The sequence below is a fragment of the Comamonas resistens genome, assembly GCF_030064165.1.
In the GTDB taxonomy this organism is placed as follows: Bacteria; Pseudomonadota; Gammaproteobacteria; order Burkholderiales; family Burkholderiaceae_C; genus Comamonas; species Comamonas resistens.
This window is the reverse complement of the sequence record NZ_CP125947.1, coordinates 150012-166053: the sequence shown is the minus strand read 5'-3', so window position 1 is coordinate 166053 and position 16042 is coordinate 150012. Positions and strand designations below refer to the sequence as shown.

Sequence of the window (16042 nt, the reverse complement as noted above, 5' to 3'; positions counted from 1 at the left end):
CCTGTTCCAGGCCAGGGACAGCGAGCAAGGGCCGCCCCGCCGCGAAGCTGTCGTCCCCCTTGGGGGAAGGTGCGTAGCGCCTCAGGGGGTCAGTCCCACAATAGCCACACCGATGGACACCAGCACAATGCCGACCACGCGCATGGGGGCCAGCTTTTCGCGAAACAGCACGCGGCCCAGAATCATGATGGCCACGATATTGATAGAGCCCAGCAACACGCCATCCGACAGCGGCACCAGCGACAGAAACGCCAGCCAGACCAGGAATTCCGCCACATAACAGGCGATACCCACCCAGAGCCAGGGCCTGGCCAGCATGAAGCGCCAGCGCTCCATGCCATCCCGATCCCCTGGTTCGCTCGCAGCCGCCTTGAAAGCCAGCTGACCGCCACTGTCCACCAACACATTGAGCACCCACAGAGTCACAACCAGAGGCGAAAGATCACTGCCCATTCAAACCTCTGACAAAGCCTTGACGAGTGCAGCGGAGCTGGCGATGCGCGCAATGAAGTCATTCATCTTCGCTATCACGGTGCGGCGCTCACGGTCTATGGTGACCATGTGATAGCAGTTGTCCAGCAACACCAGTTCGACATTGGCATTCACCGCCCCGCGTTGAATATCGTAGGCGTTGCTGACCGAGGAAATATCGTCTTCCTTGGCGTGGATGACCAGGCCGGGCGAGCGCAGCTTCTGTAAATTGGCCTGCACGTTGGCAGACAAGGCCCGCAGCTCGATGACACTCCACCATGGGTTGCCAGGCAAGCCCGCGGCCGAGCTGTCGCCACTATTCATCTGCTCCACCACGCGTGCGCGCAGGGCTTCATCCTTGATGCCGTAGGGCGGCGCCTCCATGAAGACGCTGTTGCGGCCAATGCCCAGCAGACGGAACAGAGGCAGCAAAAATGCCAGCTTGGTATAGGCAGGAATGCTCCAGCCGTCATAGCGGAAGGTCGTGGACAGGGCGCAAACGCCGGCCACCTTGTCGGGGTGGCGTTCGGCCACGGCCAGCGACAGCAGCGCGCCCATGGACAGGCCCGCGACGACCACATGGTCTACATGCCCGGCAAAGCGCTGCAGACCCGACTCCGCGCTGGCCAGCCAGTCCGTCCAGCGCGCGGCGACCAAGTCTTCCATGCTGCCGCAGTGACCTGCCAGCTGTACGCCATAGATAGTGAAGCCCTGCTTGTTCAAACCCTTGCCCAGCAGGCGCATTTCGGCTGGCGTGCCAGTCAGGCCATGAATCAACAGCACACCCGTGCGAGCATTCTGGCCAACACCCGGCATGACGAATTCATGTGGAGTCAGGCACAGCTGCTGCAAGCCTTGCTGCTGCATCTGCGCATACCCGTCAGCAACATTCATGCAGCCAGCTCCATACCCAAAATGACCTGCTCCAGCAATTGCGTGGCCTGCCCGAAATGCTCGAAGCGGGCGTGTGCAATGCCCTGGCTCTCGCAATGGCCGATCAGCTTGTATTTGGCCAGGACAAAATCGGCCTTGCCGGAGACACAGAAGTCCGAAGTGCTGTCGCCGATATAAAGCACACGGCCATGCACGGCCTGCTGTTCGGCCAGACGTTCGCATTTGCAGTTGCCGCTAGCACGTGCGCAGCGTGCGCTGGCCCAGGGTGACTCCAGGCGCCAGCTGCGTTCGCCTGTCTGTACCAGGCGATTGGCGATGACCTCCAGGTCCACCAGGCCGTGGCGTGTCAGCACATGACGGATCGCATAGTCGATGCCGTCGCTGACCACCTGCACCTTGATGCCAAGCGCCTTGGCTTCGGCAGCAAAACCCGCAAAGTGCGGATCGATCTCGATAGTGTCCAGATGCTGCTGCAGCTCGCTCTCGCTCATGTCCAGCAAGGCCACCTGGCCCTTCATGCACTCGCGCGAACCGATATCGCCACGTTCCCAGGCGTCTTCCAGCTCCTGCCAGCCGGGCTTGCCGAAACGGTTGAGCAGGGTATCGGTCACATCCAGCAGGCTGATGGTGCCGTCGAAGTCGCTTTGCACCATCCAGCCTGTCGAGGATTGAGACGAGGAAGACGAAAAAATTGGAATACGCTTATTCATGGAAGCTGACCCTCACGTTCTGGCCCACCTTGGCATTGACTGGAGGCTGGTCAAAGGCCAGCACGGTTTCGACGATACGCACGGGACCGCGCTGCGTGTCGTCCTGCAGACGCGCCGTGCCATATACCGGGCTGACGCGCAGCACCGTCGCTGATGGCAGATCCTGCTTCGTCGGAGCAGCGTCGCCATCCACGCTCACCTGGGCTTTCATGCCTTCACGAATCGCGGAAACAAAGCTCTCATTGACCTCCGCACGCACGATCAGAGGACGCTGTGGCAGCAGCACCGCCACATGGCTTCCGCTTTGCAGCATGCTTCCCACTTGTGTTTCCAGGCGCACCACTGTGCCCGCCTCGGGTGCGCGCAACTCATGGCGCTGCTGCAAGGCTCGCAGCTGCTCCACCTTTCGCTTTGCCACCGTGGCCTCCGCACCTGCAATATCCACCTCGGCCTGTGCATCGCGCAGAGCCTGCATGGCTTCATCCACATTCTGCAAATCGGCCGCGCCTTGCTTGGCAGCGGACTGCCAGCGTGTCAGCGCGGTCTTGAGCACAGGCAGGCGCTCCTGCCGGGTTTTGAGCTTGGTCTGGGCCAGTTGCAGCTCCGACTCGGCAACGGCCAGATCCGCGCGCGCAGCATCATCGGCCATGCGCAGCACAAGCTGGCCCTTTTGCACCGCTTGACCTTCCTTGATCAGCAATTGTTGCACCAGGCCAGGAGCCGCCGCTGAAAGATCGAGCAAGCCACCTTCCACATCGATCTTGCCTCGCGCCACCGCGACCTGACTTTGTGGCTTGGCCTGCGCTGCCGCAGAGGTCACCACGGATGCGGAGTCCGAAGAGGGAGAGCACCCAGCCAGCGCCAGCAGGGCTGCTGCCAGCACTGGCATCCCCGGCATGAGGCTGAAACTCATTGGGCTACGTTTCATGAATTATTCCTTGATGGGGCTGTTCTGGCGCCAGTCGCTGCGGATGGCGCCGTCTTCCATGCCCAACACGCGGTCTGCGTGGCGCACCAGTCGCGGGTCGTGGCTCACGCACAGCACGGTAGTGCCGTGGGTGCGCGCCGCCCGGTGCAGTATGTCGATCACGCGCTGGCCGCTTTCGGCATCCAGCGCACTCGTGGGTTCGTCAGCAAACAGCAGCTGCGGCTCCTTGGCCATGGCACGGGCAATGGCCACGCGCTGCTTTTCGCCGCCCGATAGCTGGGCCGGCCGCATATGGCTGCGGTGTGAGAGGCCCACTTCATCCAGCGCCTCTTTGGCACGGCGCAATGTCTCGGCGTTCTTGAGGCCCATATAGCCCAGCGGCAATTGCACCTGCTCCAGAGCCGTCAACGCGGGGAACAGATTGAAGCCCTGGAAGACAAAGCCCGTATGGCGCAGGCGAAACTTCTCCAGCGCTCCAGCGCCAAGCTTGGCCAGGTCCTGTCCCAGCGCCAGCGCACGACCACCATCGGGCTTCTGCAGGCCGGACATCAGCGACAGCAGCGTGCTTTTGCCGCAGCCCGAGGGGCCGGATATCAGGCTCAGCTCACCGGCATAAAGACTTACGGATAGCCCTTGCAGCACGTGCACCTGAACGATGCCCGACACAAAGGACTTCTCCAGGCGAATGGCTTCGAGGCTGGGCGCTGCGTCTTTGGCAGCCATGGTTTTTGGGGTGCGTTCCACGATCTGGTCTTGCATGTTCCAGGCCTTAACGCAGCAAGGTGGCAGGGTCGGCGCGCAGCAGGCTGCGCATGGCGCCCAGACCGGACAGCAGCGACAACACGGCGATCAGAATTCCGCAGGCCAGCACCGCAGGCAGATTGATGGCCACGGGCACACGGTAGCTCGATGCAATGCTCAGCAGCACCGCGCTGGTCAGGGCGGCCAGGACAAATCCCAGGCCCCCAATCCAGCAAGCCTGCTCCACCACCACCCGGCCCAGGGATGCACGGCTGACCCCCAAAGCATTGAGCACCGCATACTCGCGGGCAGAACCTGCGACCACGGCCTTCAACGACTGGCTGGTCACGATCGCCCCCACGAGGCAAACAATGATGGCCATGAAGAGCACACCTGCACCGGCCCCGGTGTCCAGCATCCAGTAGCGCTGCGAGCGACGCGAAAATGCCTCGGCCGTCCAGACCTCATAAGGCCCGAAGCTGCTGCCGGCCTTGCTCAGCCGCGCCTGAGCCTCGCTCAACTTGGCGCCTTGCTTCAAGCGCGTCACAAAATAGGTGCTGCCGTGTTCTGCATGCATCTCGGCGATCTCGCGGGCGGTGGCCAGAGACGCCAGGATATTGACGCCGCCCAGCCCTCTGAGCCCATCCACGGCCGCCACAATCTTCACGGCATGGCTATTGATCCAGGCCGTGCTGCCCTCCTGCGCTCCCAAGGTCCCCAGGTCGGCCCGATCCACAATCACCGCTCCGGGCTCACGCAGCAGCTGACGCTGCCAGGAGGTAAGCACTTTGGTGAACATCATGGAGCCCTCGGCCGTGCTGATGCCGGAGAGATAGACGGAGACGCCGCCTCCTGCTGCACCTTGCGCCACGGAGCCCGAACGCCAGTCACCATCGAGCCAGACATAAGGCTCCACATTCGCCACATCGGGGTCCATGCGCAAGCGCATCTCAACATCGCTGCCGATATTGCGGCCGAAGTTGACGCTCTGAGTGCCGGGATAGCCAACCCAGAGATCTGCCGATGATGCCGTCACATAGATCGCGGCAGAGCCAAAAATCCCCAGCACCAGCGCAGCCTGCATGGCCAGCAGAACACCCGAGAACCCTACGGCAAACACCGAAGGGACAAAGCGCCGCCACTCATGAATCAGCGTCTTGCGAGCCAGTGCAATCATGGTTGCACCTCGGCTTTTTGCACAACAGCAACCTCATCCAGCGGAGCGGCTCCCACTGCCTTGTAGAGCGCCACATAGGCCAGCGCCTCTGCGGCCTTGGCAGTTGCCAGCTCGCTTTGCGTCTGCAAGCTGGCGCGCGCGTTGTCCAGGCCAGTCAGCTCGCTGGACAGCCCCAGCTTCTGACGTACCGCCTGCGCCTTGTCGCGTGCCGCATGAATCTGCTGCGCGGACAGCAAGGCCTGTTGGCGTTGCTGCTGGGCAGCAATGGCCGCCAGTGCGCCCTCGGCTTCGGCAATGCCGTTGAGAACCGCCTGACGGTAGGCCTTGATGCTGGCTTGCAGCGCCAGCTCCTTGCCATCGGCCACCGCACGACGGCGGCTCCAGTCAAACAGCGGAATATCGATCTGCGGTCCGACCATGGGAATGTAGTCCGAGGTCGTTCTATGGTTGCGCGTCAGGTTGTAGGCAAACAGCAGCGAGCCCGTCAGCGTCAGACGAGGATATAGCGCCGCACGCGATACACCCACCTCTGCCGCAGCCTGTTCCACCGCGGCCTCGGCGCTTTGAATATCGGGGCGCCTGCGCAGCAGATCGGCCGGCAACACCGCAATCGCCTGCAGTTGAGGCAAGGCCGCTGCGGCATCGGCTTGCAGCCATTGCGGCTCGGGACGGTCGCGCCCCAACAAGGCCGCCAGCGCATGAGCGGCTCGCGCCTGGGCTTCATCCAGTGTGGTCAACTGTGCCTGTACGCCGCGCAACTGCAACTGCTGCTGCTCCAGCGTCTGGGTATCGGCAAGCCTTTGCGCCTGCCTGACCTGCAGCAGCTCCAGCTGCCTCTGTGCCTGCTGCTGCTGGCTCAGTGCCAGACCACGCTGTACCTGAGCCTGCCGGATATCCAGATAGCGATGTACCACATCGGCAACCAGGGCTACCCGCGCCGCGTGCAACTGAGCCTGTGCATCCAGCACACCGGCATCGGCTGAACGGCGGGCCGCCTGCGAGTCGCCAAACAGGCCCAGATCCCAGCTCACGTCAATGCTGGCATGGAAGTAGGAATCGACCGCCGCAATATCCTGCAGGGTTTTGCCTCCCGCGCTGACGACTGGCATGAAGGTGGCGTTGCTCGCTCCGGCCAGCAAGCGCTGCTGCCGCAGCCGCAGTACCGCCTGGGCCACATCCAGGTTTTGCGCCAGGGCCTCATCAACCAGTGCATTGAGCGCCGGGTCATTCCATGACTTCCACCACTGTGCCAAGTCAGCGCTGCCTGCCTTTTGAGTGAGCTGCTGTCTCCACAAATCCGGAGTTTCCTTATCGAGCTTCACATCAACGGGCGCAGCACACCCTGCCAGCAATGACATCGCGCAAAGGCACAGACAAGCCATGCGGGTATGTGAGGCACGGAAAAAAGGAATCACAGTACAGCTAGCGAACTATCGGTTTTCACCTTGGAGGGCACACGGAAAGCACAAACAACTTTCCACCGTCCGCTATTGGACGGCGGCAAGCTTTCGCAAGATTGCAAGATTTATGTAGGAATTATGGAGAGCTGACCGCAGTCTTTGATTACAGCGGCAAAGCTCATAATGTGTGGCTAACAAGCTTCAGAGGTCTCGCGAATGCATGACTTTGCTGCGCCAAAAACCATGAATACCTTTGCTCAACCTGCTTCCACCCCCCTGGTGCTCGTCGTTGAGGATGAGCCCGCCATTGCCAGCATACTCAGTGCCTATCTGGAGCGGGATGGACTGCGCATCCGCATGGCGCAAGACGGAGAAGAGGCACTGCAGAGCTTTCGCCAACTGCGCCCCGACCTGGTGCTGCTCGACATTCACCTGCCCAAAGTCGATGGCGTGGATGTTCTGCGCATGATCCGCAATGACAGCGAAGTACCCGTCATCATGGTGACGGCCCTGGCTGACGATGTGGACAAATTGCTGGCCTTGCGCCTGGGAGCCGACGACTACGTGGTCAAACCCTTCAACCCTCCTGAGGTGGTTGCCAGAGTCAGGGCCGTACTGCGCCGCACCCAGGCCAAGCCTGCCGCGATTGCGGCGCCGATTCGGGTTGGGCCCATCGAGATCGATGTGGAAGCCCATAGCGCAGCCGTTTATGACAGCGCAGGGCACGCCACGCCGCTGGCCCTCACCTTGACGGAGTTCCGTCTGCTGGCCTGTCTCGCGGCCCAGCCAAGGCGCTGCTTTTCGCGCGCTTATCTGATCGAGAACTGCCTGCCCGAGAGCGATGCCCTGGAGCGGGTCATAGACTCTCACCTCTCCAAGCTCAGGCGCAAGCTCCAACTGGCTGGGCAGGAAGGTCTGATCGAAACCGTGCGTGGTATCGGTTACCGCTTATGGCCCTGGGACTGAATCGCATCTGGGTACGCTTCGGCCTGTGGATCACGGCCGCCGTACTGCTTGCCATTGCGGCCCTGGCGGCTGGCGTGCTGGTGTTTTCCGAGCTCCAGTACCGGGATTTCTACCGCCATCTGCCCAGCCCCGTCAGAACCGAGCTGGAATCCTTGAAATCCCAGGATCTCGAAGACAGCCCCCGTGCCCTGCAAATCTATTCGGAATACTGGGAAGGCGACCGCCTGTTCGGCGAGAAATGGTCGCTGGTCATAGGCCTTGCCGTCAGCCTGCCCTTTGGCATGGCCGTGGGCTTCTGGATCTCACGGCGCATCACCAGCCCGCTGGCCTCCATGGTGGAAGTCGCCGCACGCGTCGAGCGGGGCGACCTGGCGGCCAGAGCCGTCAAGGGCACAGCCCACGGGGAGATGGCCGAGATGATCGATGCCTTCAACGGCATGGTCGACTCCCTGGAAAACCTGGAGGCCGAGCGCCTGGCAACCGCCGCCTCCATCTCGCACGAGCTTCGCACGCCCTTGACCGTGCTGCAGGCGCGGCTGCATGCCATTTGCGATGGCGTCATAGACAGCGACCAGGCCGAGATGAAGACGCTGCTCGCCCAGGTCGAGCACCTGGGACGACTGGTCGGCGACCTGCATACCTTGTCCATGGCCGACGCCGGGCAGTTGTCCCTGCGCCGCGAGAGGCTTGACCTTGCCACCCTGGTGGGAGAGGTGGTGGACGAGCTGCGGCCGCAGCTGCAGCAAAGCGCCATGGCCCTGTCCATGGATCTGCCCATGCAGGATGGCGATGGCAGCACCGATATCCGCGCAGACACGGACCGGCTGCGCCAGATCATCACCAATCTCATCAGCAACGTGCTGCGCCATGCCAGCAGCGGCCGCTGGCTGGGCATCAAGGTACAAACCATCCCTGATTCTCAAGGACAGCCCTGGGTGACGCTGGAGATCAGCGATGCCGGCCCCGGATTGGCCGGCGACCTGCAGGCCCACCCCTTCCAGCGTTTCGCCCAGCCCCCCGGCAAGCGTCGCAGAGAAGGGTCGGGACTTGGGCTTTCCATCGTCAAAGCCCTGGTGACTTCACAAGGTGGCACGGTCAGCACCGGGGTGTCCGAGCGCGGCGGGGCGCTTTTTACCGTGCGCTTTCCACGTTACTGAGCGCCTCTCAGGCCTGCAAATCGGGATACAGGCGCTCCATCACCTGCTGCAAGCTCTGCGCCAGCAGTTGCTGCATGCCCTGCCTTATATCGACCGCGTCGTCCTCCAGGGCTTCGCTGCGCAATTGCTCCCAGATGCCCGCCCATTGGCCGGCCTGTGACTGGACCACAGCCTGGACGGCATCGCTCCATTGCTCGGGAGCAGCAGGGCTGGTGTAACGACCACGCCCACGTCCAAAGTGGGAGATCAGCAGGTATTTGAGCAGCACCTGGCTGACCAGGCTCGTCAAGTAGTCCAGCGATAGCTGAAAGCTCTGCTGCTCCTGGTCGAACATCTTGTTGGCCCCCCAGGCTGCGCCGCCAAAGGTCAGCGCTCCCACCAGCGCCCCGACCAGGGCTCCCGTCCCCAGGGTCAGGCCCCCGGCCATCAGATCGGCGCCCAATCCGGTGGCTGCACCTGCAGTCACCGCCCCCCACAAGCTGGCGGCCTGCGCATCCACAGGCTTGCTGACTTTCAACTGGCTGCGCAGTTGCTCCTGAATCTGGCTGGCCGCCTGGCCGTCGAGCTGGTGAATCTCCAGCAGACGCTGTGTTGCCAGGACATCCGACTGACGCAAGCCCAGCATCAGGCGCTCCACCGCCGCCCTGGCCTGGGCGTCCAGGCTGCCCTCCGCAGCCGTGGATTTGCTCAGCCTGCTGGTGAGCTGACTCAGTCCCTGCCAGGCCCTGGCCAGCAGCTTTCCCTGCTCCGGGTCCAGCTTCTCGTGCAGGCCTGCGGCCATCTGCAACTGTTCTGCCATGACCTGCAGGCTGGCTTGTTCCCGCTGCTGCTGCTGCTGCTGGCGCTGCTGCAGCAGACGCCGGTAGGCCTCCTGTTTGGCCGCGGGCAGCAGGGGCTCAATGCTTTGCATCATCTTGCGCTCATGCCACCAACTGCGCGTGAATGCGTCGAGCACCAGTACGTCGCGCACCACGTTCCGGAAGCTCTGTGTTGCCTGCTTCCAGCGCTGCAGGTCCTGCGCCGCCTGCTCTTGCGTGGTGTCGCTGCCGATCTGGTTGAGCAGCACGATGACCGGCTTTTCGAGCCAGGCCAGTATGTTCATCTCGGCGCTCCAGTAGCCAGCATCGGCAGGGTCCTCGGCCGCGTTGACGAGGTAGAGCATCACATCGGCATGGTCACGCGCGGCCAGCAAGGCGCGCTGGCTCAGGTAGAAAGGCTTGTCGCGCCAGCGATCCCAGACATTGCTGAGAAACCAGCCCAGGGGATTGCCCTGCTGACGCAGGCGTTCATACAGGCGCACGGAGTCGCCAAAGCCCGGTGTATCCCATAGCCACAGCTCGTCTCCTTGCTGCGTTTTTTGCAGCAAATAACGTTGGGACTGACTGGTCACATGGGCTGCATCTTCAATCTCGCCCACGTCGCCCGCCATCAGCGTGCGTGTCAGCGTGGTCTTGCCGATATTGGTGTGGGAAAGCAGGCACCACTGAATGCTGTGCTCGCCGCTGCGCAGTTCTTGTTCGTCACTCATCATCACACTCCCGCCTCTGGTACCAGACTGGCATTCAACCCCAGACCATGGACGAACTCGCGCCACAGATGCTCTCGCTCCTGCACACGCGATGGCGCACCGCTATTGCGTGCACGGAAGTCTGCGGCCCAGAGCCAGACATCGGTCTGCACCCCCCAGCGGGCAAGGACTTGCTTGAGCAAGGCGCCGTGAATCTCCACCTCCGGCGTGGCGGCCAGATTCAGCAGCAGCACCTGCTGCGCACTCCCCTGCTCAACCTCTGGCAAAGGCGCGCCATAGGCCAGCACGGGCTGCAGCGACAGCTGTGCCCCTGCCCCATAGTGCAAGGCCACATACCGGCGCAGCGCAGCTTCGCGCTCGGGCGTCATGTCCAGGCTGTAGGGCTGAACCTTGAGTTCGGTCGCCCGGCCAGCCCAGTCACGCTGCAGCTGCTGGAAGTAAGGCTGCTGCAGCGGCAGCTCCACATGCCGGTTGAACCACCAGACCTTCAGGCCTTGATAAAGGGCCAGCGCCCAACGTGGCGCAATCACCATGATGAGCAGCAACAATGTATAGAGCTGCACCCAGCGCTGGCCCAGCGTTGGCCATTCCAGAATCTGGCGCAGGCCGGGCTCCATCTCTGGCGTGCCGCCCAAGGCCCAGCCCTGCAAGGACTGGACCTGGTCCAGGCTCCAGGGTGCCAGGCCGACCAGCGCCTGGACAGGTGCAAACAGCATGTTCAGACAGGCCTGCACGGCAGCGGGCGACAGGAACGTGCTTTCCCAGCCCACCTGATAGGCATTCGTCAGACCCGTCAGCCATAGCGATAGCAGCGCGCCCAAGGCCAGCATGCTCGCGCCCAGGTGCATAAGCATGAGCCACTGCGCATGGCGCGAGCGCTTGTGCAACTGCCACCAGTTCTGCTCGAAATTCAGGGCCATCTTGCGCAGGCCGGTACCACGCGCCAGGCCGCCCATGCCACTTGCGCGAGCCTGCAGCTTCTGCCACCAGTGGCTGGCAACGGGTGCAGAAACCGGCACGGTCGCGCTCTGTGTCGGCATCAGAGCCTGCACCATGGATGGGCGACGCCTGAACAGGCCCCGTATGCCGCTGACCAGCAACCACCCATAAACCAGCACATTCCACAGCACGATGCCGATCAGCGACGGCGAAAGCAGATCGACCCGGTGCGGATCGGTGATCGCATGCCCCGCAAACCCCAGCACCAGCGCCCCTATCAGCACGGCCAGGGACAGCCAGCGCGACAAGCCGGAGCTCTGCTGCCTCAAGGCACGGATATCCGCGGGCAGTTGCGCCGCTTCGATGATGCGCACGGCGCGGTCCTGCAGGAATCGCAGATAGGCCGTGCGGCTGCCTGCCTTGTCCCCGCCCAGGGCATGCAGGCTATGCGCAGTAATGGCGCTGCAGCGCTCTGCAGTGGGCAGTGATTCATGGGGGGCCGCCGTTTCCATGGCATGCGCAAAGACGATATCGCGGGCAGAACTGGCTTTCATCCCTCTATTGTGTTGCAGCCATCATCCAGCCGCAAAAACAATAGCTGCCAGCGCTTACCACATAGGCGCTGCAGCTTGTTCTGATGCCATTGCTGGGGCTTGTCTGCATCCGCCAATCGCACAGCCTGTGATATGAATGCGCATTGTCAAAAAACCATGCCTACACAGGAGAGACAAGCATGACCCAGAACCCCCAGTCCATGCCCGACGTCAACGGCTTTTTCGGTCCTTATGGTGGCCAGCTGGTGCCGCCAGAGCTGAAAAAATGCATGGATGAGATCGCCACGGCCTATGCCGAGATCGTGCAGCGCCAGGACTTCCAGGACGAGCTGGCTTCGCTGTTTGCCGACTATGTCGGCCGCCCCAGCCCCATCTTTCACGCCAAGCGCCTGTCCGACCAGCTGGGCGGGGCGCAGATCCATCTCAAGCGCGAGGATCTGAATCACACGGGCGCACACAAGATCAATCACTGCCTGGGCGAAGCCTTGCTGGCCAAGTTCATGGGCAAGAAGAAGGTGATTGCCGAAACCGGCGCCGGCCAGCATGGCGTGGCACTGGCCACGGCCTGCGCGCTGGTGGGCATTCCCTGCGAGATTCACATGGGCCAGGTGGACATCGAGAAAGAGCATCCCAACGTCACCAAGATGCGCATTCTGGGCTGCAATCTTGTGCCCGTCACGCGCGGCGCAGCCACGCTCAAGGAGGCCGTGGACAGTGCCTTCGAGGTCTATCTGCAGGACCCCGTCAACACCATCTATGCGATTGGCTCCGTGGTCGGGCCCCATCCCTTCCCCATGATGGTGCGAGACTTCCAGTCCATCGTGGGCCGGGAGGCACGCGAGCAGTTCCAGGCCAAGCATGGCAGGCTGCCCGACCATGTGGCGGCCTGCGTGGGCGGCGGCAGCAATGCCATGGGCATCTTCACGGCCTTCCTGGAAGATGCATCCGTGCATCTGGTCGGCGTGGAACCGGCGGGCGAAGGCGTGGACAAGCCCGGGCGCCATGCGGCCACCATCACCATGGGCAAGCCCGGCGAGATTCACGGCATGAAATGCTATGTGCTGGAAAACGATGACGGCACGCCCGCAGCAGTGCACAGCATTGCCTCCGGCCTGGACTACCCCGGTGTGGGCCCGCAGCACAGCTATCTGAAAGACATTGGCCGTGTGGACTACCAGCATGTGGACGACAAGGAGTGCCTGGACGCCTTCATGACGCTGTCACGCATCGAAGGCATCATCCCTGCCCTGGAAAGCTCTCACGCCGTGGCCTGGGCCATGCGCGTGGCGCCCACGCTGGGCAAGGATCAGCACATTCTCGTCAACCTCTCGGGTCGCGGCGACAAGGACGCGGATTACGTGGCGAAGAAACTGGGTCTCTAAGCCCTCACCCGAGGCAACAGGCTGGGCATTGCACACATGCTCCAGCCTGCTCTTTCTGCCCCTGTCACAAAGCTTTCACCAAGCACCGCAAGCATCCACATCTGCTCACCCCTCATGACATCCATGCTCCAAACCCGTCACGCTTCTCCTGCTCTGATCTTGCTTGCCGCCATGGCTTTGACCGCCTGCGGCGGAGGTGATGGTCCCATACCGGAACCCAAGCCTCAGTTCCTGACCCTCGATGGCAAGCAGCCCCAGGTCATCGCCCACCGCGGCTACTCGGGCCTGTACCCCGAGCAGACCCAGATGGCCTATGAAAAAGCCATTGATGCGGGCGCCGACATGATCGAGCTGGACATGCACATGACGCGTGACTGCCAGCTGGTGGCTCGCCACAACGCCTGGCTCAGCGACAGCACCAATATCGCCGATGTTGCCAAGAGCAACTCCTATGTGGCCGCGCGCAAGCGCACCACGCCCGGGGTATGGGTCGATGTGAAATACCCCGCGACACCCGACAACGGGCCGGCCCGTTATCTAAGCGACCGTATCGATCCCAACAACCAGAAGTCCGTGCTTCAGGCCCTGGTCGTCGATGGCGAGGACCACACCAACGACTGGTCCATCTCCGACTTCACCCTGCATGAGCTGCGCACCCTGCTGGGCGGCACCATATTGGACAACCGTGCCGACCGCCCCACGGAATGGAATGGCAAGTTGCCGCTGATCAGCGCGCAGGACGTGATCGACATCGCCGCGGCCAAGGGCAAGGCTGCGGGCCGCAGCATCTCCGTCTATGCAGAGACCAAGAATCCGTACTGGAACAACCAGCAGGCCATCGCCAACAGCTGCGGCACGGGCGATCACCCGTTCGAAGACGCCGTGATGGCGCTGCTGGAAAAAAACCGGCTCAACACCAAGGACGCGCCCATCTACATCCAGAGCTTCGACCCCGACAGCCTGAAATACCTGCGCAAGGTGGGCATGAAGGCCAAGGGCGTGCAGCTGATCGACGGCAATGACTACAACTTCAAGGACGGCTCGGTCGGCTACATCACCAGCGACGAATGGACCTTCATCAGCGGCCGCCCCTACAGCTGGACGCTGGCTGGCGATGCACGCACTTTTGCCGCCATGCAAACGCCTGCCGGCTTGGCGGAAATCAAGACTTATGCCGACGGCATCGGCCCCTGGAAGCCCCAGGTCATCGCTCACTCCGTCGTGCCCTACAAAGACGGGGCAGGCCTCAAGGATGTGAACACCTTGAAGGACACGGGCCTGATCGCCAATGCGCACAAGGCAGGACTGGTGGTGCACAGCTTTACCTTCCGCAGCGAGGCCAGCCGCCTGGCAGGCATCTTCAAGGGTGACCCTGCACAGGAATATCTGGCTTACTACCGCCTGGGCATTGATGGCGTATTCACCGATTTCACGGCTGCCGGCGTCAAGGCTCGCGAAGCCTATATCGCCGAGCTGAAAGCCAAGTGAGAGATCATATTTGGATAGCTGCTGACGCTTGCGCATAAAGCGCTAGAGCCGGTTTTCGCTCAAATTCACAAAGCCAGCAAACAGCTGGCTTTGTGCTTTTTCAGCCCAGCTCCAGGGCAAACGACCGGCACCTTCACCCGGTCCGTCAAGCCTACTGGCCCGGCAAACGGCAAAACCGCACCAGCTGGTTATGCTCAAAGCTTCATTGTTGAGCATTGATCATGACCTGGCTGTTGCTGACTCTTCATGTGATATTGATTGCGGGCTTTGGCCTGCGCATTCTGCTGCGCAGAGACATGCGGCCCGATGTGCGCCTGGCATGGCTTCTGGTGATCGTGCTGCTGCCTTATGTGAGCTGCCTGCTGTATTACTTCTTTGGCGAAGTGGCACTGGGCCGCGTGCCAGGACGCAAGCGACTCAATGTGCGCGAGTTCTGCCAGTCCCATGGCAGCAATGTCGCCGGCAATAGTGCCTGCACGCTGGAGACCTACACCGACATCCCCGCCCAGTGGCAGCCCGCATTTCGCTATGCCTCGTCGATCAACGGCTTTCTGCCCCTGCCCGGCCAGGTAGCCGAGTTGATGCAGGACGGCGATCATGCACGCGCGCAACTCGTTGCCGACATGGACGCCGCGCAGCGCGAGATCAATGTGCTGTACTACATCTGGCTGGAGGACGAAACCGGAACCCAGGTCGCCCAGGCACTGATCCGCGCTGCCCGGCGCGGCGTGACCTGCCGAGCCATGGTGGACGGCCTGGGCTCGCGTGCACTGGTCCGTTCACCGCTGTGGCGGCAGATGCAGCAAGGCGGCGTGCACCTGAGCGTGGCCCTGCCCATCAACCGCCCGCTCACCGTCATGCTGACCAGCCGGCTCGACCTGCGCAACCACCGCAAGATCACGCTGATCGATGAGCGCATCACCTATATAGGCAGCCAGAACTGCGCCGACGAAGCCTTTCGCGTCAAGCCGCGCTATGCCCCCTGGGTGGACATCATGCTGCGCATGCAAGGCCCGGTCGTAGCCCAGATGCAGCAGACTTTTGCCAGCGACTGGGCACAGTCGCCAACCCTCATCGCTCCTCCCTCCACAGAGACGGCCCGGCCATCCCCTCATGGGTTCAGCGCCGTGGCCATCGCGGAGGGCCCGACAGAGAGACCACGCGCCACGCCCCAGCTCGTTTCCTGCCTGCTGGCCAGCGCCCGCCATGAAGTGGTGATTTCCACCCCCTACTTTGTGCCGGACACCACCGTCTTGGACGCCTTGTGCGCGGCCGCGCTACGGGGTGTGTCCGTCACGCTGATCCTGCCTGCGCGCAATGACTCATGGATAGTCGGCGCCGTCAGCCGCAGCCACTACTGGCGCCTGCTCAGGGCCGGTGTGCATATCCACGAATTCCGTCCCGGCCTGCTGCATGCCAAGACCCTGTGCCTGGACGGCGCGGTCAGCCTGATCGGCTCCACCAACCTGGACCTGCGCAGCTTTGACCTGAACTTTGAAAACAATGTGCTGCTGCATGACGAGGCCACCACCGAGGCCATCCGTCAGCGCCAGCAAAGCTATCTGCGCGATTCCGATGTGGTGACGCTGGAGCAGGTGCGTGCCACTCGCTGGTGGAAGCGCATCTGGGACAACCTGCTGGGCGCCCTGAGCCCGCTGCTCTGAGCCTCATGCCCTGGCTTTGGGCATGAACCCCACTCACGCACCA

At 62.5% G+C, this 16042-nt stretch carries 14 protein-coding genes; 5 read left to right on the top strand and 9 right to left on the bottom strand.

The features are described from left to right. Positions 1-81 precede the first annotated feature (81 nt). Genes QMY55_RS00705 through QMY55_RS00675 form a run of 7 tightly spaced genes read right to left on the bottom strand, consistent with a single transcriptional unit; the run spans position 82 to position 6303 of the window. The gene (locus QMY55_RS00705) at positions 82-453 is read right to left on the bottom strand and encodes an EamA family transporter (protein WP_283486815.1); all 372 of its coding nucleotides are present in this window, start codon (positions 451-453) and stop codon (positions 82-84) included. Next, positions 454-1365 carry an alpha/beta hydrolase gene (locus QMY55_RS00700; protein ID WP_283486814.1) on the bottom strand — a complete coding sequence of 304 codons (912 nt, stop codon included), beginning with the start codon at positions 1363-1365 and terminating at the stop codon, positions 454-456. Beyond that, positions 1362-2075: an MtnX-like HAD-IB family phosphatase gene (locus tag QMY55_RS00695; protein ID WP_283486813.1), complete on the bottom strand. Its 714-nt coding sequence runs from the start codon at positions 2073-2075 to the stop codon at positions 1362-1364. The genes QMY55_RS00700 and QMY55_RS00695 overlap by 4 nt, the downstream gene beginning before the upstream one ends. Next, positions 2068-3003, bottom strand: coding sequence for an HlyD family secretion protein (locus QMY55_RS00690; RefSeq protein ID WP_283486812.1), 936 nt, complete (start codon positions 3001-3003; stop codon positions 2068-2070). Before QMY55_RS00690 ends, QMY55_RS00695 begins: the two co-directional genes overlap by 8 nt. Before the next feature lie 3 nt (positions 3004-3006). After that, a complete protein-coding gene (locus QMY55_RS00685; RefSeq protein WP_283486811.1) occupies positions 3007-3762 on the bottom strand; it encodes an ABC transporter ATP-binding protein in 756 nt (251 codons plus the stop codon). A gap of 10 nt (positions 3763-3772) precedes the next feature. Then, positions 3773-4921, bottom strand: coding sequence for an ABC transporter permease (locus tag QMY55_RS00680; RefSeq protein WP_283486809.1), 1149 nt, complete (start codon positions 4919-4921; stop codon positions 3773-3775). Next, positions 4918-6303: an efflux transporter outer membrane subunit gene (locus QMY55_RS00675; protein ID WP_283486807.1), complete on the bottom strand. Its 1386-nt coding sequence runs from the start codon at positions 6301-6303 to the stop codon at positions 4918-4920. Before QMY55_RS00675 ends, QMY55_RS00680 begins: the two co-directional genes overlap by 4 nt. 261 nt (positions 6304-6564) lie before the next feature. Here QMY55_RS00675 and QMY55_RS00670 point away from each other — a divergent pair, with 261 nt between their 5' ends. Both QMY55_RS00670 and QMY55_RS00665 read left to right on the top strand, forming a co-directional pair. Next, positions 6565-7287, top strand: coding sequence for a response regulator (locus tag QMY55_RS00670; RefSeq protein WP_283486806.1), 723 nt, complete (start codon positions 6565-6567; stop codon positions 7285-7287). Continuing rightward, complete coding sequence (locus tag QMY55_RS00665; protein WP_283486805.1) at positions 7272-8444, top strand: sensor histidine kinase; 1173 nt, start codon at positions 7272-7274, stop codon at positions 8442-8444. The genes QMY55_RS00670 and QMY55_RS00665 overlap by 16 nt, the downstream gene beginning before the upstream one ends. A 7-nt stretch (positions 8445-8451) precedes the next feature. Here the strand turns inward: QMY55_RS00665 and QMY55_RS00660 are convergent, their stop codons facing one another. Both QMY55_RS00660 and QMY55_RS00655 read right to left on the bottom strand, forming a co-directional pair. Next, positions 8452-9972: a DUF3482 domain-containing protein gene (locus tag QMY55_RS00660; protein ID WP_283486804.1), complete on the bottom strand. Its 1521-nt coding sequence runs from the start codon at positions 9970-9972 to the stop codon at positions 8452-8454. A 2-nt stretch (positions 9973-9974) separates the two neighbouring features. Beyond that, the gene (locus QMY55_RS00655; protein WP_283486803.1) at positions 9975-11465 is read right to left on the bottom strand and encodes a DUF2868 domain-containing protein; all 1491 of its coding nucleotides are present in this window, start codon (positions 11463-11465) and stop codon (positions 9975-9977) included. Between the two features lie 179 nt (positions 11466-11644). Here QMY55_RS00655 and trpB point away from each other — a divergent pair, with 179 nt between their 5' ends. The 3 genes from trpB to cls all read left to right on the top strand — a co-directional run bounded on the left by trpB (position 11645) and on the right by cls (position 15999). Further along, the gene (trpB, locus tag QMY55_RS00650; RefSeq protein ID WP_283486802.1) at positions 11645-12847 is read left to right on the top strand and encodes a tryptophan synthase subunit beta; all 1203 of its coding nucleotides are present in this window, start codon (positions 11645-11647) and stop codon (positions 12845-12847) included. A 123-nt stretch (positions 12848-12970) separates the two neighbouring features. Next, entirely contained in the window at positions 12971-14335 is a 1365-nt protein-coding gene (locus QMY55_RS00645) for a glycerophosphodiester phosphodiesterase family protein (protein WP_283486801.1), read from the top strand. Between the two features lie 221 nt (positions 14336-14556). Then, positions 14557-15999, top strand: a complete 1443-nt coding sequence (gene cls / locus QMY55_RS00640; RefSeq protein ID WP_283486800.1) for a cardiolipin synthase — start codon at positions 14557-14559, stop codon at positions 15997-15999. Positions 16000-16042: the final 43 nt, after the last annotated feature.

Excerpts from the sequence above, each read along its gene's own strand:
- QMY55_RS00655 (WP_283486803.1), bottom strand. The coding sequence starts at position 11,465 with ATGAAAGCCAGTTCTGCCCGCGATATCGTCTTTGCGCATGCCATGGAA.
- QMY55_RS00695 (WP_283486813.1), bottom strand. The coding sequence starts at position 2,075 with ATGAATAAGCGTATTCCAATTTTTTCGTCTTCCTCGTCTCAATCCTCG.
- QMY55_RS00665 (WP_283486805.1), top strand. The coding sequence starts at position 7,272 with ATGGCCCTGGGACTGAATCGCATCTGGGTACGCTTCGGCCTGTGGATC.
- cls (WP_283486800.1), top strand. The coding sequence starts at position 14,557 with ATGACCTGGCTGTTGCTGACTCTTCATGTGATATTGATTGCGGGCTTT.
- QMY55_RS00645 (WP_283486801.1), top strand. The coding sequence starts at position 12,971 with ATGCTCCAAACCCGTCACGCTTCTCCTGCTCTGATCTTGCTTGCCGCC.
- QMY55_RS00685 (WP_283486811.1), bottom strand. The coding sequence starts at position 3,762 with ATGCAAGACCAGATCGTGGAACGCACCCCAAAAACCATGGCTGCCAAA.
- QMY55_RS00680 (WP_283486809.1), bottom strand. The coding sequence starts at position 4,921 with ATGATTGCACTGGCTCGCAAGACGCTGATTCATGAGTGGCGGCGCTTT.
- QMY55_RS00690 (WP_283486812.1), bottom strand. The coding sequence starts at position 3,003 with ATGAAACGTAGCCCAATGAGTTTCAGCCTCATGCCGGGGATGCCAGTG.
- QMY55_RS00705 (WP_283486815.1), bottom strand. The coding sequence starts at position 453 with ATGGGCAGTGATCTTTCGCCTCTGGTTGTGACTCTGTGGGTGCTCAAT.
- QMY55_RS00670 (WP_283486806.1), top strand. The coding sequence starts at position 6,565 with ATGAATACCTTTGCTCAACCTGCTTCCACCCCCCTGGTGCTCGTCGTT.
- QMY55_RS00700 (WP_283486814.1), bottom strand. The coding sequence starts at position 1,365 with ATGAATGTTGCTGACGGGTATGCGCAGATGCAGCAGCAAGGCTTGCAG.
- QMY55_RS00660 (WP_283486804.1), bottom strand. The coding sequence starts at position 9,972 with ATGAGTGACGAACAAGAACTGCGCAGCGGCGAGCACAGCATTCAGTGG.
- trpB (WP_283486802.1), top strand. The coding sequence starts at position 11,645 with ATGACCCAGAACCCCCAGTCCATGCCCGACGTCAACGGCTTTTTCGGT.
- QMY55_RS00675 (WP_283486807.1), bottom strand. The coding sequence starts at position 6,303 with ATGGCTTGTCTGTGCCTTTGCGCGATGTCATTGCTGGCAGGGTGTGCT.